Source organism: Streptomyces sp. NPDC057697, assembly GCF_042799335.1.
In the GTDB taxonomy this organism is placed as follows: domain Bacteria; phylum Actinomycetota; class Actinomycetes; order Streptomycetales; family Streptomycetaceae; genus Streptomyces.
Map to the genome: position 1 here is coordinate 104,202 of NZ_JBHVJA010000006.1, position 16,387 is coordinate 120,588.

A 16,387-nucleotide genomic window follows, 5' to 3' on the forward strand; every position below is an offset into this window, starting at 1 on the left:
TTACGGGACAGCCCCTCGGCCCGCGTCCGCGGCGGGCCCCGGGGACTGCGTCCCGTGCGGGGTGAGCAGCCGGGCGTCCATCTCGCCCTGCTCGAAGAGCCGGGAGGCCGGGCCCACGATCAGCGGGTCCGGCTCACGGACCACCGAGGTGTCCTTGTCCGGGTAGTCGAAGCGGTGCAGTACGTGCCGCATCGCCTCCAGCCTGGCCCGCTTCTTGTCGTTGCTCTTCACCACCGTCCAGGGCGCGTCCGCGGTGTCGGTGTGGAACAGCATCAGCTCCTTGGCCTCCGTGTACGCGTCCCACTTGTCCAGCGAGGCGAGGTCGACCGGGCTCAGCTTCCACCGCCGTACCGGATCGATCTGACGGATCATGAAGCGGTTGCGCTGCTCGTTGCGGGAGACGGAGAACCAGAACTTCACCAGGTGGATGCCGTCCCGGGCGAGCATCCGCTCGAAGCCCGGGGCCTGGTGCATGAATTCGAGGTACTCCCGGGTCGTGCAGAACCCCATCACCCGCTCGACGCCCGCCCGGTTGTACCAGGAGCGGTCGAAGAGCACGATCTCCCCGGCGCTCGGCAGATGGGCCGTGTACCGCTGGAAGTACCACTGGGTGCGTTCGCGTTCGGTGGGCTTCTCCAGCGCCACCACCCGTGCGCCGCGGGGGTTGAGGTGTTCGGTGAAGCGGTTGATCGTGCCGCCCTTGCCGGCCGCGTCCCGCCCCTCGAAGAGCAGGACGAGGCGCTGGTCGCGCTCCTTCACCCAGTGCTGGAGCTTGAGCAGTTCGATCTGCAGCGCCCGCTTGGACTTCTCGTACGCCTTCCGGCCGAGCTTGTGGTCGTACGGGTAGTCCTCGCGCCAGGCGTCCCGGGCCTGGCCCTCCGGCGTCACCAGGACCGGATCGTCGTCGCCGCTCTCCGCCACCCGGAACCCTTCGAGGGCCGGGCCCCCGTGGCGGGCCGCCTCGGCCAGGACGTCCGGCGCGGCCTCCCGGGGCCCGGCGGCCGCCTTCTCCCGCTTCCGTTTCCCCGTCCGCTCAGCGGCGTCCGCTTTCCCGGTGCTCCGCGTCATGTCGGCGTCCCTCCACCGGCCGTGCCGGATTGTTCCGCGTCAGGCCAGTCTGCGGACGCATCCGGGAGACCGCCACCCCGGCCAGGCAGAGCAGCCCGCCGGCCACGGTGAGCGGCGCGGGCACCTCGTCCAGCAGCAGCCAGGACATCAGCACCACCAGCGCCGGTACCGCGTAGGTGGTGGCGCCCATCCGTCCGGCCGTGGTCCTGGCGAGCGCGTAGGCCCAGGTGGTGAAGGCCAGCGCGGTCGGGAAGAGGCCGAGGTAGACCATGTTCAGGGTGGCGGACAGCGGTGCGTCGGCGGCTTCGGAGACCAGGGCGCCGGAGAACGGCAGACAGGCGGCCGTGCCGACGAGGCAGCCGAAGGTGGTGATCTGGAGCGCGGAGCCGTGCCGCAGGGCGGGCTTCTGGCGCACCACCCCGTTCGCGTACGCCACGGCGGCCAGCAGGCACAGCAGCACGCCGAGCACCGACGCCCCGCCCCGCCCGGACATCGAGAGCCCCACCACCGCGGCGCCCGCGAACGACACGGCCATGCCCGCCAGCAGTCCGCGCGGCAGCCCCTCGCCCAGCGTCCGGGAGCCGAGGAGCGCGATCAGCAGGGGGCCGGTGTTCACCACCATCGCGGCCGTGCCCGCGTCCACCTGCCGCTCGCCCCAGTTGAGTACCACCATGTACAGGCCGAACCAGAGCAGCCCGGACCAGACGATCCCCGGCCAGGCGGCCCGCGGAGGCAGCCCCTCGCGCCGCACCAGCAGGAGCGCGCCCAGGGCCAGGGAGCCCGCGAGCAGCCGGCCGAGGGCGAGGGCGCCGGGCGAGTAGGCGTCACCGGCGCTGCGGATCGAGACGAAGGCGGAGGCCCACAGCAGCACGGTGGTGGTGGCCGCCGCGGCGGCCCGCCAGTCGCGCGGCGGCGCGGCCGCGCCCGCGGGGGAGGGGGATGTGGTCATGGCCACGACCGTACGGCCGCGACCGTTCGGCGCTCACCGAAGGATCGCCGGATCGATGCCCAGGTGCTCGTGGAGCGCCCGCTCCCCCTCCGGCGTGGCCTTCACCGCCCGCCCGGACCCGATCCGTACGCACCACCCGGCGTCCAGCGCGTGGCGGCACAGTGCGGCGCCCGCGACCCCGGCCAGGTGCGGCCTGCGCTCCGTCCAGTCCAGACAGCTCCGTACGAGGGGGCGCCGCGAGCCCGTCTCCAGGCCGATGCCCAGCCCGCCGAACCAGCGCAGGCCCGCGTCGGTGAGCGCGAAGCCGGCGTCCTGCGCCAGCAGCCCCCGTACGGTCAGGGCGTCGGTGATCGTGATGCCGATCCGCCCCGCGAGGTGGTCGTAGCAGGTGCGCCCGCGGGCCAGTGCGCTCTGTGCGCTCACCGCGCCCAGGGTGCGCGGCCGCTCGGGCGCGGAGCCGGGGACGACCCGGGCGGCGAGGTCCTCGACGAGATGCGCGGTCCGTTCGTCGGCCAGCCGCAGATAGCGGTGGCGGCCCTGCCGCTCCTCGGCCAGCAGCCCGCCCGCGACGAGCTTGCCGAGGTGTTCGCTGGCGGTCGAGGGGGCCACCGAGGCGTACCGGGCGAGCTCCCCCGCGGTCCAGGCGCGGCCGTCCAGCAGGGCCAGGCAGAAGGCCGCGCGGGTCTCGTCGGCCAGGAGGGCGGCCAGGGCGGCGAGCCGGGGCGCGGCCGGGTCGGGGTGTGCCGTGCGTGCCATGGTTCCAGGATGCGTCAGGAACGCTTCGGCGCCGGCCGAACCGTCCCGGCCGGGTCCAGCAGCGCGTACTGGACCGAGAGGCCGTCGACCAGGGCCCGCAGCCCGGTCTCGAAGGCGCCCTCGTCGACCTTCTGCCGGTGCTCGGCCAGCAGGTGGGCCTGGCCGAGGTGCGGGTAGTCGGCGGGGTCGTACGCCGTCTCGTCGTCGACGAAGCCGCGGGCGAAGGAACCGAGGGCGGAGCCGGTGATGAAGTAGCGCATCAGGGCCCCGATGTACGTGGCCTGGGCGGGCGGCCAGCCCGCCCTGACCATCGCGCCGAACACCGCGTCGGCGACCCGCAGACCGGCCGGGCGGCGGCCCGGTCCCCGGGCGAGCACCGGGACGATGTGCGGGTGCTCGGTGAGTGCCGCACGGTAGGAGACGGCCCAGTCGTGCAGGGCCGCCCGCCAGTCACGGGTGTCCGTCTCGTCGAACATCGACAGATCGACCTGCGCGGAGACGGCGTCCGCGACCGCGTCCAGGATCTCGTCCTTGTTGCGGAAGTGGTTGTAGAGCGAGGGCCCGCTGACCCCGAGTTCGGCCGCGAGGCGCCGGGTGGACACGGCGTCGAGCCCCTCGGAGTCCACGAGCGCGCCCGCCGCCTCGACGATGCGGTCTCTGCTGAGGAGGGGCTTGCGCGGTCGGGCCATGCGGCACATAGTAGGGCCTGCGCCAACAAAACTAGCAGTGCTAATTTAAAGTGGGGAGTCGAAGGATGAACCTGGAGCTCGGCGAGGAGCAGGAAGCCGCCCGGCGGCTCGCCGCGGACTTCGTCGCCCGGGAGGTCGCCCCGCACGTCGTGGCGTGGGACCGGGCCGAGAACGTCGACAGGTCGATCGTGAAGAAGCTGGGCTCCGTCGGCTTCCTCGGGCTGACCGTCCCCGAGGAGTACGGCGGCTCGGGCGGCGACCACCTCACGTACTGCCTGGTCGCCGAGGAGCTGGGCCGCGGCGACTCCTCGGTGCGCGGCATCGTCTCCGTCTCCCTCGGCCTCGTCGCCAAGACCATCGCCGCCTGGGGCGACGAGGCGCAGAAGCGGCGCTGGCTGCCCGGCCTCACCGCGGGCGAGACGATCGGCTGCTTCGCCCTCACCGAGCCCGGCACCGGCTCGGACGCCGGGAGCCTCGCGACGAGGGCGGTCCGGGACGGCGGGGACTACGTCATCGACGGCAGCAAGATGTTCATCACCAACGGCACCTGGGCGGACGTGGTGCTGCTCTTCGCCCGTACCGGCGAAGCCCCGGGCCACCAGGGCATATCCGCCTTCCTGGTCCCCGCCGACACCCCCGGCCTCGGTCGCCGCACCATCCACGGCAAGCTCGGACTGCGCGGGCAGGCCACCGCCGAAGTGGTCCTGGAGGGCGTCCGGGTGCCCGCGTCCGCGCTCCTGGGACCGGCGGGCAAGGGCTTCTCCATCGCCATGTCCGCCCTGGCCAAGGGGCGGATGTCGGTCGCGGCCGGCTGTGTCGGCATCGCGCAGGCCGCCCTGGACGCCGCGGTGCGCCACGCGGGCGAGCGCGAGCAGTTCGGCAAGTCCATCGCGGGCCACCAGCTCGTCCAGGAGCTCATCAGCGACATCGCCGTGGACGTCGACGCCGCCCGGCTGCTGACCTGGCGGGTGGCGGACCTCGTCGACCGGGGCGAGGAGTTCGCCACCGCCGCCTCCAAGGCCAAGCTCTTCGCCTCCGAGGCCGCCGTGCGCGCCGCCAACAACGCGCTCCAGGTCTTCGGCGGCTACGGCTACATCGACGAGTACCCGGTCGGCAAGCTGCTGCGCGACGCCCGGGTGATGACGCTCTACGAGGGCACCAGTCAGATCCAGAAGCTGATCATCGGCCGCGCGCTGACGGGCGTCTCCGCCTTCTGACCCCGCGCCGCCGCTCGAACGTGCGTCTGAGTACCGGCTGAGTACCCGCACGGATGTGGCGCGCGCCACGTCGGCCGATGCTGGGCCCATGAGTGAGACAGCATCGGTCAAGCAGCAGAGCACCGCGGCCTTCTACGGCCAGGCCGTCGCCTCCTTCGGGGTGGCGATCGGCTCGGTGGCTCTCGGTATCTACTCCCTGGACGCCGACGCCTGGGTCCGCGGATTCCTGGCGATCGGGGTCCTCTATCTTGTCACCTCCTGCTTCACCCTGGCCAAGGTCGTCCGGGACCGCCAGGAGGCGGGGCAGCTCGTCAGCCGGGTCGACCAGGCCAGGCTGGAGAAGATCCTCGCCGAGCACGACCCCTTCCAGAAGCTCTGACGATCGCACCGGACGGACCCTAAGCGCTTGCTCAGGTTCGGGGTATGGTGTTCGTCCTGGTGACGAGAGGGGCGAGTGACGATGAGCACGGCGGAGGAGACCGACGGCGACAGCGCGCCGTGGGCCGAGGTGACGCCCGAGGCGGCCAGGCGGCTGCTCGTCGCCGCCGTCGACGCCTTCGCCGAGCGCGGGTACCACGCCACCACCACCCGTGACATCGCGGGCCGGGCGGGGATGAGTCCCGCCGCGCTCTACATCCACTACAAGACGAAGGAAGAGCTGCTCCACCGGATCAGCAGGATCGGCCACGACCGCGCCCTGTTCGTCCTGGAGGCCGCCGCCGACGGCGGGGGCACGGCGGCCGAGCGGCTGGCCGAGGCCGTGCGGTCCTTCGTCCGCTGGCACGCCGAGCGGCACACCACCGCCCGCGTGGTCCAGTACGAGCTCGACGCCCTCGGGGAGGAGCACCGCACCGAGATCGTCGAGCTGCGCCGCAGGAGCGACGCGGTGGTGCGCCGGATCATCGGCGAGGGCGTGCGGGCGGGGGAGTTCGACGTCCCCGACGTCCCGGGGACCACGCTCGCGGTGCTCTCGCTCTGCATCGACGTGGCGCGCTGGTTCAACGCGCAGGGCAGCCGGACGCCGGACGAGGTCGGCGAGCTCTACGCCGACCTCGTGCTGCGCATGGTCGCGGCGGAACGCCAGAAGTAGGACGGGCCCCGGAGGGGGCCGACCGGGGCGCGGCGTGCGGGGGCGCGGCGGGGCGCGGCTCAGAAGTAGTAGCGCGACACCGACTCGGCCACGCACACCGGCTTGTCGCCGCCCTCGCGCTCCACGGTGACGACGGCGGTGACCTGCACCCCGCCCCCGGCCTCCTCGACGCTCTTCAGGACGGCCGAGGCGCGCAGCCGGGAGCCCACGGGCACGGGGGACGGGAAACGGACCTTGTTCGTCCCGTAGTTGATGCCCATCTTCATGCCCTCGACCCGCATGATCTGCGGTACGAGCGTGGGCAGCAGCGAGAGCGTCAGATAGCCGTGCGCGATGGTCGTGCCGAACGGCCCGGTGGCGGCCCGCTCCGGATCCACATGGATCCACTGGTGGTCACCGGTGGCCTCGGCGAAGAGGTCGATCCGCTTCTGCTCGATCTCCAGCCAGTCGCTCCGCCCCAGCTGCTCGCCCACTCCGTCGCGCAGCTCCTGCGCGGACGTGAAGATCCTCGGCTCTGCCATGTCCCTGGTCCCTGCCTTCCCGCTCCGGTTCATTCCGCGGCGCACTGTCCAAGCGCTTGCTCAGCATGGTTGGCGGGTGGGTTCCTGTCAACGACGGACCGGCCGGGGTCGGCCAAGTAGGGTGGGAGGGGTGCCCCAGATCCCACAGACGCTCCAGGAACTCACGGTCGGACAGCTCTCCGCGCGCAGCGGCGCCGCGGTATCGGCCCTGCACTTCTACGAGGCCAAGGGCCTGATCAGCAGCCGCCGCACCAGCGGCAACCAGCGCCGCTTCAGCAGGGACGCGCTGCGCAGGGTCGCGTTCGTCCGCGCGGCGCAGCGGGTCGGCATCCCGCTCGCCACCATCCGGGACGCGCTCGCCGAACTGCCCGAGGAGCGCACCCCGACCCGCGAGGACTGGGCACGGCTCTCCGCCGCCTGGCGCTCCGAACTGGACGAGCGCATCGAGCGGTTGGGGCGGCTGCGGGACCATCTCACCGACTGCATCGGCTGCGGCTGCCTGTCCCTGGAGAACTGTGTGCTCTCCAACCCGGACGACGTCTCCGGTCAGCGGATCAGCGGTTCGCGTCTGATGCCCGAGCGCCCGGTGGCCGGGCGCGGCTAGGGCCGAAGCGCCGCCGGGTCCGGAGCGCGGCCGTGCCGGGCCCCCTGTGCCCCTCGGCCCGGCGCCCGGAGGGTGTCCGGCGGGAGGGTCCGCGTGCGCCCGGGGCGGTAGCCGCTCAGGCCACCGACGCGAGGTCCCGCCGGTGCGCGCCCCGGGCCCGCGCCAGCGCCCCCGGGGTGAGTACCGGCTGGGGCACCACGATCCCGCACCCCGTGCAGACCGGACCCGCCCACGGCGCGCACTCCAGATCCTGCCGCCAGCGGATCCCGGACCCCGCGCACACCGGGCAGACCGTACCGGGCTCCGCCTCCAGCGCCGTGATCAGCCGGCGCAGCACCTCGGCGAGCGGTTCCGACGGATGCACCGCCGGGTCCTCGCACCGCGCGACCCCGTGGCCGCCCCAGGTGCGCCGGTGCCAGTCGTCGAACGTGCCGGGCCTGCGCAGCCCGTCGTGCTTCTCCCGTCGGCGGCGTTCGGCGAACCCCGCCTCGTAACCGAGCCAGACCGCCCGTGCCGTCTCCAGCTCGTCCAGCGCGCGCATCAGCCGCGCCGGATCGGGGGACCGGTCCTCGGGCCCGATACCGTGCCGGACGCACAGATGGTCCCAGGTCGCCCGATGTCCGTAAGGGGCGAACCTCTCCAGGCACTTGCGCAGCGAATACCGCCGCAGTGCCAGGTCGCTCCGCGGATCGCGCACCTGTCTCGCAAGACTCCGGAATCCCGCCACCGCACCGTCACCTCCGTCGCTCGTACTTCGGCGTCAGGGAATGGACGTACGGATGCCCGTTCCGGATCCCTCCACGCGTGACGTTGTCCGGAATTCGACAGGTCCCGGTGGGCCGCCCCGCCGCCGGGGAGGGCCGCATGTGACGATTCGGAAAAGGTGACGGTTGCTCACCTTACCGGCGAGTCATACCGCCAGTAACCTCCGGCGCATCGGCCTCTCGGAGGAGCACGCATGCCCCCACGCACCGTCACGTTCAGAGCCGCCACCGCCGCGGCGGTCCTCGCGCTCGGCGCCACCCTGCTGGCGGCCTCGCCGCAGGCCGGCGCCGCGACGGCGGAACCCGCACCCGTCACCGACTACTGCCGGGGCCAGTGCGACGACATCCTGCCGCCCGGTGAGAACGGCAACGCCACCCTCGTCGAGATCCTCGGCAACAAGGCGTTCGGTACGCACCCCGCCCACAGCGACGACCAGCTCGACCGCTACAACGGCCTGGTCGCCGGACACACGGGCCTCACCGACCAGAAGCTGACCGAATTCTTCAACGACGCCTCGTTCGGCGTGCCCAAGGACCAGGTCGAGTCCGTCACCTCGCCGCGCGACGACGTCACGATCACCCGCGACAAGGCGTCCGGCGTCCCGCACATCAAGGGCACCACCCGCTACGGCACCGAGTTCGGCGCGGGCTTCGCGGCCGGCCAGGACCGGCTCTGGCTGATGGACCTCTTCCGGCACATCGGACGCGGCGAACTGACCTCGTTCGCCGGGGGCGCGCTGGCCAACCAGGGCCTGGAGCAGCAGTTCTGGCCGCAGGCCCCGTACACCGAGGCGGATCTCGAAGCCCAGGTCGAGTACATCAGGACCCACGAGGGCGCCCGCGGCGAGCAGGCCATGGCGGACGCCCAGGCGTATGTCGACGGCATCAACGCCTACCGCGAGAAGTCCAAGAACGGCCGGTACTTCCCCGGGGAGTACGTCCTCACCGGCAAGATCGACGCGATCACCAACGTCGGGGAGATCCAGCCGTTCAAGCTGACCGACCTGATATCCATCGCCTCGGTCGTCGGCGGCCAGTTCGGCGGCGGCGGTGGCGGGGAGGTGACGGCGGCGCTCTCGCTGCTGGCCGCCCAGCAGAAGTACGGCGTCGCCGAGGGCACCGAGGTCTGGGAGTCGTTCCGCCAGCGCGAGGACCCCGAGGCGGTGCTGACGGTCCACGACGGCACGGCGTTCCCCTACGCGGGCAAGCCCGGCAAGGCCCGCGGCACCGCGCTGCCGGACAGCGGGTCCGTCACGGCCGAACCTCTCGTCTACGACCGCACCGGCTCGGCGGGCACCGACCGGAAGGCCCCCGTCAAGGCCCCGGCCGGGCTGAGGAAGGCCCAGGGCATCTACGACGACGGTGTCATCCCCGAGGGCTCGCTGCCCGGCTCCGGCTCCGGAGCGCAGCGGCGCGGCATGTCCAACGCCCTGCTGGTCTCCGGCGAACACACCGCGAGCGGCCACCCCATCGCCGTGTTCGGCCCGCAGACCGGCTACTTCGCGCCGCAGCTGATGATGCTCCAGGAGCTCCAGGGGCCGGGCATCAGCGCCCGCGGCGTCTCCTTCGCCGGAGTCGGGATGTACGTCCAGATGGGCCGCGGCCAGGACTACGCCTGGAGCGCCACCTCGGCCGCCCAGGACATCACCGACACCTACGCCGTCGACCTCTGCGAGCCCGACGGCTCCACCCCCACCAAGGACTCCACGCACTACCTCTACCGGGGCACCTGCACCGCCATGGAGACGCTGGAGCGCACCAACTCCTGGACGCCGACCGTCGCCGACTCCACGGCGAAGGGCTCCTACCGGATGCAGGTGCGGCGCACCCAGTACGGCATCGTCACCCACCGGGCCACCGTGGGCGGCAAGCCCGTCGCGTACACCGCGCTGCGCTCCACCTACCGCCACGAGGCCGATTCCATCATCGGCTTCCAGATGTTCAACGACCCCTCGTACGTGACGGACGCCGCCTCCTTCCAGCGGGCGGCGAGCAATATCGACTACGCCTTCAACTGGTTCTACACCGACTCCCGCACCGCCGCCTTCTACAACAGCGGGATGAACCCGGTGCGCGCGGCGGACGTCGACCCGGCCCTGCCGGTGCGGGCCGAACGGGCCTACGAGTGGCAGGGGTTCGACCCGGCCGCCAACACCGCCACGTACACCCCGTTCGCCGAGCACCCGCACTCCAGCGGGCAGGACTACTACATCTCCTGGAACAACAAGCAGGCCAAGGGGTACGCCGCCGCGGGCTTCGGCCTCGGCGCCGTGCACCGGGGCGATCTGCTGGACCAGCGGGTGTCGAAGCTGGTCGAGCAGGGCGGGGTGACCCGCGCCTCCCTCACCCGGGCCATGGCCGAGGCCGCGGTCACCGACCTCCGCGGCGAGCAGCTGCTTCCCGAACTGCTGAAGGTGATCCGCTCCCGGCCGGTGACCGACCCCGGACTGGACGCCGCCGTACAGCAGTTGGAGTCCTGGCGGGCGGCGGGCTCGCAGCGCAGGGAGAGCAGCCCCGGTTCGCACGCCTACTCCCATGCCGACGCGGTGCGGATCATGGACGCCTGGTGGCCGAAGCTGGTCGAGGCCGAGTTCCGGCCGGGGCTCGGCGACGGTCTGTACGACGCGCTGACCGCGGCGCTCGCCACCGACGAGTCCCCGGCGGCCAGTCACGGGCCGAGCGGGGCGCACAGCGGATCCGCGTTCCAGTACGGCTGGTGGGGCTTTGTCGACAAGGACCTGCGCCAGGTCCTCGGCCGGCCGGTCGAGGGGCCGCTGGCCAGGACGTACTGCGGCGGCGGCGACGCGGACAGCTGCCGTGACGCACTGCTCGCGTCGCTGAAGCAGGCCGTCGCCGAACCGGCGACGGAGGTCTACCCCGGGGACGACACCTGCAAGGCGGGCGAGCAGTGGTGCACCGACTCGATCGTCCACCGGCCGCTGGGCGGGATCGGCCAGAAGGCCATCCACTGGCAGAACCGCCCGACGTACCAGCAGGTGGTGGAGTTCCCCGACCACCGGTAGGGGTCCTCGTCCGGATCGTCTCCGCACGATCCGGACCGAAGGCCCCGGCGCCGCGGGGCCCGTGAGGGCGCGTACGAGCCGTGTGCGGGGCGGATCCGGATGCTCCGGGTCCGCCCCGCACCGCTCAGCGGTCCCTCACCGGTACTGGAGGTACCGCTTGCGCACCGCGCGGAAGGCGGCCAGGTCCTTCGACCAGGCCCCCACCACCTCGTCCGTGTCCGCCCCCGCGTCGATCATGGTGCGTACCCGGGTGTTGCCGGTGAGCTTGTCGATCCAGTTGTCCGAGCGCCACTCGAACCCGCTCCAGGTCCGCTTCGCCGTCACCAGCAGCGCGATCCCGGTGCGCACCGGGTCGAAGACCTCGCGGTCGTGGACATGCAGCTGCACCCCGCCGACCGTCTTCCCCTGGAACTTGGAGAACGTCGGCGCGAAGTACGCCTCGCGGAAGGCGACCCCGGGCAGGCCGAGCGCGTTGACGGCCGCCGCCCAGCGATGGTCGATGCCCTCCGCGCCGAGCAGCTCGAACGGCCGGGTGGTGCCGCGCCCCTCGGAGAGGTTGGTGCCCTCGAACAGACAGGTGCCCGAGTAGACCAGCGCCGTGTCGGGCGTCGGCATGTTGGGGCTCGGCGGCACCCATGGCAGCCCGGTCGCGTCGAAGAAGTCCGAGCGCTTCCACCCGGACATCTTCACGATGCGCAGGTCCACCGGCCGCTCCGCGAGGAACCGGGCGTTGAAGAGCAGCGCCAGTTCGGTGACGGTCATGCCGTGCGCCTGCGCGATCTCCCGGCGGCCCACGAACGTACCGAACGCCGGGTCGAGGACCGGGCCGAGCGCCGCCCGCCCGGTCACCGGGTTCGGCCGGTCCAGGACGACGAACCGCTTGCCCGCGAGGGCCGCCGCCTCCATGCAGTCGTAGAGCGTCCAGATGTAGGTGTAGAAGCGGGCGCCCGCGTCCTGGATGTCGAAGACGACCGTGTCCACGCCGGAGGCGGTGAAGACATCGGCGAGCGCCTGCCCGCTCTTCAGGTACGTGTCGTAGACCGGGAGTCCGGTCGCCGGGTCGTCGTACCGCCCCTCCGAGCCGCCCGCCTGCGCGGTGCCGCGGAAGCCGTGCTCCGGGCCGAAGACGGCGATCAGGTCCACCCGCTTGTCGGGGTGCATCACATCGACGATGTGGCGCACGTCCGAGGTGATCCCGGTGGGGTTGGTGACGATCCCGACCTTCTCGCCCCTCAGCAGCGCGTAGCCGTCCGCCGCCAGCCGGTCGAAGCCGGTGCGGACCCGGCCGTGCCCCTTGCGCGGGGCGGGGGCGGCGGTCGCGGTCCCCGCCCCGGCGGCCGTCGCCGCGAGCGCCCCCACCGCACCGCCGGCGGCCAGCAAACCACGTCTGGACAGGCTCATTCGGGTACCTCCATGATCGCGACGCATGTCATGGTCACGCACGCTAGCGCGCGTTCAGGCCATACGGAACGAGCCGGACGGGACGGGTGCGACGGGAGTGCTTCCCCGGCCGGGTCCGCCCCTTCCACTCCGGCATACCGACTGGTTAGTCTGCCAGGGCAGTCGGCTGAGAGTCCGCCGGGCGACCCCGGACCGGACGGCGGCCGCGCCCCGGTGCGCGCCGGGGCGCGGCCGCCCGGTCCCGGGCCGCCCGACGGGCTCCGAGAGAGGCGGGACCCGATGGGTGCGATGCAGGGCGCGGGCGTGGTGGTCACAGGGGCCGGAGGCGGCATCGGGGCCGCGCTGGCCCGCCGGTTCGCCGCGGAGGGCGCGCGGGTCGTGGTCAGCGACCTGGACGAGGCACGGATCGAGCCGCTCGCCGAGGAGATCGGCGGGACCGCCGTCGCCGGTGACGCCTCGCGGATCGTGGACGCCGCCAGGGACGCGCTCGACGGCACCGTCGACGTCTACTGCGCCAACGCGGGCCTCGCCTCGCCCGGCGACGCCTTCGCGGACGAGGAGGTCTGGGCCGCGGCCTGGGACGTCCATGTGATGGCCCACGTCCGCGCGGCCAGGGCGCTGCTGCCCGACTGGCTGGAGCGCGGCAGCGGCCGCTTCGTCTGCACCGCCTCGGCCGCCGGACTGCTGACGATGATCGGCGCCGCGCCGTACAGCGTCACCAAGCACGGCGCCGTCGCCTTCGCCGAATGGCTCTCGCTCACCTACCGCCACCGCGGCATCAAGGTCCACGCGATCTGCCCGCAGGGCGTGCGCACGGACATGCTCGACGCCGCCGGATCGGCCGGGGAGCTGGTCCTCGTCCCCGGCGCCATCGAGCCCGGGGCGGTCGCCGACGCGCTCTTCGACGCCATGGCCGAGGACCGCTTCCTGGTCCTGCCGCACCCCGAGGCCGGCGGCTACTACCGGGCCCGCGCCCAGGACACCGACCACTGGCTCGGCGGCATGAACCACCTCCAGCGGACGTGGGAGGAGGCCGGCGCATGACCGAGTCGATCTACGCGGCCAAACCCTGGGTCTCCCTGCTCAGCGACGCCCAGCGGGCCCCCGTCAGCCCCGCCGCCACCCTCGTCCACGCCTTCCGGGAGTCCGTCGCCCGCAACCCCGGACACCCCGCGCTCGCCTACTTCGACGGACGCCTGAGCTACCGGGAGACCGACGCGCTCTCCGACTCGGTGGCCGGCCATCTCGCCGCCGCGGGCCTGGAGCGCGGCGACCGCGTCGCGATCATGCTGCAGAACACCCCGCAGTTCGTCCTCGCCCTGCTCGGCGCGTGGAAGGCCGGTGCCACGGTCGTCCCGCTCAACCCGATGTACAAGTCCGGCGAGGCCGGCCATGTGCTGAAGGACGCCGAGGTCACCGCGCTGATCTGCGCGGACCGGGCCTGGGAGGCGTATCTGCGGGACACCGCGGCCGACGCCCCGACGGTACGGATCGCCCTGACCACCAGCGAGCTCGACCTCCAGACGCGGAACGACCAACGGGTGCTGGGCCCCGACCGGCTGCCCGTGCCCGGGGACGCCGAGGACCTGGTCGCCGTCGCCCGGCGCGGGACCCGGGCCCCCGAAGGGCGCGGACCCGCCGCCCACGACGTGGCGCTGATCAGCTACACCTCCGGGACCAGCGGCACCCCCAAGGGCGCCATGAACTCCCACGCCAACATCATGGTCAACGCCGAGCGCCAGCGGACCGGGCACCCCGTCGCCGAGGGCTCCTCCTACTTCGCGCTCGCCCCGCTCTTCCACATCACCGGCATGGTGTGCCAGCTGGCCGCCTGCCTCGCCAACGCGGGCACCCTCGTCCTCGCGTACCGTTTCCACCCGGCCGTCGTCCTGGAAGCCTTCGCCGAGCACCGCCCCGCCTACACCGTGGGCCCGTCCACCGCCTTCATGGCGCTGGCCGCCCACCCCGACGCCACCCCCGAGCACTTCGCCTCCTTCCGGGTGATCTCCTCGGGCGGCGCACCGCTGCCGCCGGCCCTGGTCGAGAAGTTCCGGGCGGCCTTCGGCCCGTACCTCCGCAACGGCTACGGCCTCACCGAGTGCACCGCCCCCTGTGCCTCCGTACCGCCCGAGCGGGAGGCGCCCGTCGACCCGGTCTCCGGGACCCTCTCGGTCGGGGTGCCGGGCCCGGACACCGTCGTACGGATCATCGACGAGAACGGCGCGGACCTGCCCTTCGGCGAGCAGGGCGAGATCGCGGTGCGCGGCCCGCAGGTCGTCTCCGGCTACTGGCGGATGCCCGGGGCGACCGCCGCGGCCTTCCCGGACGGGGAGCTGCGCACCGGTGACATCGGCTTCATGGACAGCGCGGGCTGGCTCTACGTCGTCGACCGCAAGAAGGACATGATCAGCGCCTCCGGCTTCAAGGTCTGGCCGCGCGAGGTGGAGGACGTCCTCCACACCCACCCGGCGGTCCGGGAGGCCGCCGTCGTCGGTGTGCCCGACGCCTACCGCGGCGAGACCGTCCGCGCCTACGTCAGCCTCCGGCCCGGTGCCTCGGCCGCGCCCGGGGAGCTGAGTGCGTACTGCGAGGAGCGGCTCGCCGCGTACAAGTACCCGCGCGAGGTCGAGATCCTGGCCGAGCTGCCGAAGACGGCGAGTGGGAAGATCCTCAGGCGGGAACTGCGTTCCCGCCGATGACGGTTTCACGCGGAAGGCAGGTGGCGGCAATGGCCAAGGCGACGGAGGGGGACACGGCCCCCGTCCCCCAGCGGCTGCTGGCCGCCGCCACCCGGCTCTTCGCCGAGCAGGGCTACGACCGCACCTCGGTCCAGGAGATCGTCGAGGCCGCGGGGGTCACCAAGGGCGCGCTGTACCACTACTTCGGCTCCAAGGAGGACCTCCTCCAGGAGGTCTACGCCCGGGTCCTCCGCCTCCAGCAGGAGCGCCTCGACGCCTTCGCCGGCGCCGACGCCCCCGTCGAACAGCGGCTGCGCGACGCCGCGGCGGACGTGGTCGTCACCACGATCGAGAACCTCGACGACGCCTCGATCTTCTTCCGCTCCATGCACCACCTCAGCCCGGAGAAGAACAAACAGGTCCGGGCGGAGCGGCGCCGCTACCACGAGCGCTTCCGGGCGCTGGTGGAGGAGGGCCAGCGCAGCGGGGTGTTCTCCACGGCCACCCCGGCCGATCTGATCGTCGACTACCACTTCGGTTCGGTCCACCACCTGTCCACCTGGTACCGCCCCGACGGCCCGCTCGGCCGCCAGGAGGTGGCCGACCACCTGGCCGACCTGCTGCTGCGCGCACTGCGCCCCTGAGGAGTGCGTCGCACCTCCCGTCCGCCCGGCGGGGCCGACCGGTCCTAAGCCGTGCCCGCCGCCCCTGCGGCCAGCCGGTCGAGCAGCGCCTCCGCCGCCGGGTTGCGGGGCCTGGACGCCCGCCCGGCCAGGACCACGGTCCGGCCGGGTTCCGGCTGGCGGATGCCGACACACGGCAGCCCCGCGTCCTGGCCGATCCGGCGCGGCACGATCGCCACGCCGATCCCGGCCCGTACGAGATCGACGAGCAGCCGGATCTGGGTGACGTCGCAGGTGATCCGGCGCTCCAGACCGCAGTGCGCGGCCAGCCTGCGCACCGCGGTCTCCAGCCCGGTGCCCGCCCGGAAGTCCACGAACGGCTCGTCGGCGAGATCCTTGACCAGGGTGCGCCCGGCGGTCGCCAGCCGATGGCCCGGGGTGGTGATCAGCACCAGGTCCTCGTGCCAGGTCGCGAACCCGACGATGCCGTCGGGGAGCGCGGCGGCGTCCGGCGCGAGATAGGCGAGGTCCAGCTCACCGGCCCGCAGCCCCGCGACCAGCTCCGGTGTCGTCGCCTCGCGCAGCGAGATCTGCACCCCGGGCCACCGGCGGTGGTACGAGGCCAGTTCGGCCGCCAGGTCCACACAGGTCAGCGTCTGGATCGTGCCGACCCTGACCCGGCCGGTCACCAGCCCCGCCACGGCCGCCACCGCGTTCCGCGCCGCCTCCGTCCCGGCGAGCACCGACCGGGCCGACGGCAGCAGTGCCCGGCCCGCCTCGGTGAGGACCACCCGCCGTCCGGTCCGGTCGAACAGCTCGGCCCCCAGCTCCCGTTCGAGGTTGCGCACGGAGCTGCTCAGCGCCGACTGCACGATCAACTCGGCACGGGCGGCGGCGGTGAAGCCGCCGTGCGTGACCACCGCCAGGAAGTGGCGGAGCTGGCGTAGTTCCATCCATCCACGTTATCGATCGCAGCCAGCTGAACCATCTGTTGGACCGATCGC

The 16,387-nt window shown here is 72.9% G+C and carries 16 protein-coding genes; 8 read left to right on the forward strand and 8 right to left on the reverse strand.

What is annotated here, in order from left to right; genetic code table 11:
- From ppk2 to ACFVFH_RS17980, 4 genes are read right to left on the reverse strand one after another with little or no spacing between them, the layout of a single operon-like run.
- On the reverse strand, positions 1-1,068 hold the full coding sequence (ppk2, locus tag ACFVFH_RS17965; RefSeq protein WP_383769264.1) for a polyphosphate kinase 2: 1,068 nt from the start codon (positions 1,066-1,068) through the stop codon (positions 1-3).
- Positions 1,034-2,017 carry a DMT family transporter gene (locus ACFVFH_RS17970; protein ID WP_383769267.1) on the reverse strand — a complete coding sequence of 328 codons (984 nt, stop codon included), beginning with the start codon at positions 2,015-2,017 and terminating at the stop codon, positions 1,034-1,036. Before ACFVFH_RS17970 ends, ppk2 begins: the two co-directional genes overlap by 35 nt.
- Before the next feature lie 33 nt (positions 2,018-2,050).
- Positions 2,051-2,773: an ArsR/SmtB family transcription factor gene (locus ACFVFH_RS17975; RefSeq protein WP_383769270.1), complete on the reverse strand. Its 723-nt coding sequence runs from the start codon at positions 2,771-2,773 to the stop codon at positions 2,051-2,053.
- Positions 2,774-2,787: 14 nt separating this feature from the next.
- Entirely contained in the window at positions 2,788-3,462 is a 675-nt protein-coding gene (locus tag ACFVFH_RS17980; RefSeq protein WP_383769273.1) for a TetR/AcrR family transcriptional regulator, read from the reverse strand.
- A 65-nt stretch (positions 3,463-3,527) separates the two neighbouring features.
- Here ACFVFH_RS17980 and ACFVFH_RS17985 point away from each other — a divergent pair, with 65 nt between their 5' ends.
- From ACFVFH_RS17985 to ACFVFH_RS17995, 3 genes are all read left to right on the forward strand, one after another.
- Positions 3,528-4,679 carry an acyl-CoA dehydrogenase family protein gene (locus tag ACFVFH_RS17985; RefSeq protein WP_383769276.1) on the forward strand — a complete coding sequence of 384 codons (1,152 nt, stop codon included), beginning with the start codon at positions 3,528-3,530 and terminating at the stop codon, positions 4,677-4,679.
- 88 nt (positions 4,680-4,767) lie between these two features.
- Positions 4,768-5,058 (forward strand): YiaA/YiaB family inner membrane protein, encoded by a 291-nt coding sequence (locus ACFVFH_RS17990; protein ID WP_383769278.1) that lies wholly within the window; start codon positions 4,768-4,770, stop codon positions 5,056-5,058.
- 81 nt (positions 5,059-5,139) lie between these two features.
- The gene (locus ACFVFH_RS17995; protein ID WP_329200098.1) at positions 5,140-5,769 is read left to right on the forward strand and encodes a TetR/AcrR family transcriptional regulator; all 630 of its coding nucleotides are present in this window, start codon (positions 5,140-5,142) and stop codon (positions 5,767-5,769) included.
- A 59-nt stretch (positions 5,770-5,828) separates the two neighbouring features.
- On the opposite strand, the gene ACFVFH_RS18000 is transcribed toward ACFVFH_RS17995, so the two are convergent.
- Entirely contained in the window at positions 5,829-6,290 is a 462-nt protein-coding gene (locus ACFVFH_RS18000; RefSeq protein ID WP_383769281.1) for a MaoC family dehydratase, read from the reverse strand.
- Positions 6,291-6,420: 130 nt separating this feature from the next.
- Between ACFVFH_RS18000 and soxR the strand changes: the two genes are divergently transcribed.
- Positions 6,421-6,894: a redox-sensitive transcriptional activator SoxR gene (soxR, locus tag ACFVFH_RS18005; protein WP_383769284.1), complete on the forward strand. Its 474-nt coding sequence runs from the start codon at positions 6,421-6,423 to the stop codon at positions 6,892-6,894.
- 115 nt (positions 6,895-7,009) lie between these two features.
- Here the strand turns inward: soxR and ACFVFH_RS18010 are convergent, their stop codons facing one another.
- Positions 7,010-7,621: a hypothetical protein gene (locus ACFVFH_RS18010; RefSeq protein WP_383769286.1), complete on the reverse strand. Its 612-nt coding sequence runs from the start codon at positions 7,619-7,621 to the stop codon at positions 7,010-7,012.
- 231 nt (positions 7,622-7,852) lie between these two features.
- Between ACFVFH_RS18010 and ACFVFH_RS18015 the strand changes: the two genes are divergently transcribed.
- The gene (locus ACFVFH_RS18015; RefSeq protein ID WP_383769288.1) at positions 7,853-10,681 is read left to right on the forward strand and encodes a penicillin acylase family protein; all 2,829 of its coding nucleotides are present in this window, start codon (positions 7,853-7,855) and stop codon (positions 10,679-10,681) included.
- Between the two features lie 135 nt (positions 10,682-10,816).
- On the opposite strand, the gene ACFVFH_RS18020 is transcribed toward ACFVFH_RS18015, so the two are convergent.
- The gene (locus ACFVFH_RS18020) at positions 10,817-12,082 is read right to left on the reverse strand and encodes an exo-beta-N-acetylmuramidase NamZ domain-containing protein (protein WP_383769291.1); all 1,266 of its coding nucleotides are present in this window, start codon (positions 12,080-12,082) and stop codon (positions 10,817-10,819) included.
- Positions 12,083-12,361: 279 nt separating this feature from the next.
- On the opposite strand from ACFVFH_RS18020, the gene ACFVFH_RS18025 reads away from it, so the two are divergent.
- Genes ACFVFH_RS18025 through ACFVFH_RS18035 form a run of 3 tightly spaced genes read left to right on the forward strand, consistent with a single transcriptional unit; the run spans position 12,362 to position 15,404 of the window.
- The gene (locus ACFVFH_RS18025; RefSeq protein ID WP_383769293.1) at positions 12,362-13,126 is read left to right on the forward strand and encodes an SDR family oxidoreductase; all 765 of its coding nucleotides are present in this window, start codon (positions 12,362-12,364) and stop codon (positions 13,124-13,126) included.
- Positions 13,123-14,781 carry an AMP-binding protein gene (locus tag ACFVFH_RS18030; protein WP_383769296.1) on the forward strand — a complete coding sequence of 553 codons (1,659 nt, stop codon included), beginning with the start codon at positions 13,123-13,125 and terminating at the stop codon, positions 14,779-14,781. The genes ACFVFH_RS18025 and ACFVFH_RS18030 overlap by 4 nt, the downstream gene beginning before the upstream one ends.
- Positions 14,782-14,810: 29 nt before the next feature.
- A complete protein-coding gene (locus ACFVFH_RS18035; protein WP_383769299.1) occupies positions 14,811-15,404 on the forward strand; it encodes a TetR/AcrR family transcriptional regulator in 594 nt (197 codons plus the stop codon).
- Between the two features lie 44 nt (positions 15,405-15,448).
- On the opposite strand, the gene ACFVFH_RS18040 is transcribed toward ACFVFH_RS18035, so the two are convergent.
- Positions 15,449-16,336 carry a LysR family transcriptional regulator gene (locus ACFVFH_RS18040; RefSeq protein WP_383769302.1) on the reverse strand — a complete coding sequence of 296 codons (888 nt, stop codon included), beginning with the start codon at positions 16,334-16,336 and terminating at the stop codon, positions 15,449-15,451.
- Positions 16,337-16,387 lie beyond the last annotated feature (51 nt).

Bases quoted from the DNA above. Each gene is read 5' to 3' on its own strand.
- ppk2 (WP_383769264.1), bottom strand. From the start codon at position 1,068: ATGACGCGGAGCACCGGGAAAGCGGACGCCGCTGAGCGGACGGGGAAA.
- ACFVFH_RS17970 (WP_383769267.1), bottom strand. From the start codon at position 2,017: ATGACCACATCCCCCTCCCCCGCGGGCGCGGCCGCGCCGCCGCGCGAC.
- ACFVFH_RS17975 (WP_383769270.1), bottom strand. From the start codon at position 2,773: ATGGCACGCACGGCACACCCCGACCCGGCCGCGCCCCGGCTCGCCGCC.
- ACFVFH_RS17980 (WP_383769273.1), bottom strand. From the start codon at position 3,462: ATGGCCCGACCGCGCAAGCCCCTCCTCAGCAGAGACCGCATCGTCGAG.
- ACFVFH_RS17985 (WP_383769276.1), top strand. From the start codon at position 3,528: ATGAACCTGGAGCTCGGCGAGGAGCAGGAAGCCGCCCGGCGGCTCGCC.
- ACFVFH_RS17990 (WP_383769278.1), top strand. From the start codon at position 4,768: ATGAGTGAGACAGCATCGGTCAAGCAGCAGAGCACCGCGGCCTTCTAC.
- ACFVFH_RS17995 (WP_329200098.1), top strand. From the start codon at position 5,140: ATGAGCACGGCGGAGGAGACCGACGGCGACAGCGCGCCGTGGGCCGAG.
- ACFVFH_RS18000 (WP_383769281.1), bottom strand. From the start codon at position 6,290: ATGGCAGAGCCGAGGATCTTCACGTCCGCGCAGGAGCTGCGCGACGGA.
- ACFVFH_RS18015 (WP_383769288.1), top strand. From the start codon at position 7,853: ATGCCCCCACGCACCGTCACGTTCAGAGCCGCCACCGCCGCGGCGGTC.
- ACFVFH_RS18020 (WP_383769291.1), bottom strand. From the start codon at position 12,082: ATGAGCCTGTCCAGACGTGGTTTGCTGGCCGCCGGCGGTGCGGTGGGG.
- ACFVFH_RS18025 (WP_383769293.1), top strand. From the start codon at position 12,362: ATGGGTGCGATGCAGGGCGCGGGCGTGGTGGTCACAGGGGCCGGAGGC.
- ACFVFH_RS18030 (WP_383769296.1), top strand. From the start codon at position 13,123: ATGACCGAGTCGATCTACGCGGCCAAACCCTGGGTCTCCCTGCTCAGC.
- ACFVFH_RS18035 (WP_383769299.1), top strand. From the start codon at position 14,811: ATGGCCAAGGCGACGGAGGGGGACACGGCCCCCGTCCCCCAGCGGCTG.
- ACFVFH_RS18040 (WP_383769302.1), bottom strand. From the start codon at position 16,336: ATGGAACTACGCCAGCTCCGCCACTTCCTGGCGGTGGTCACGCACGGC.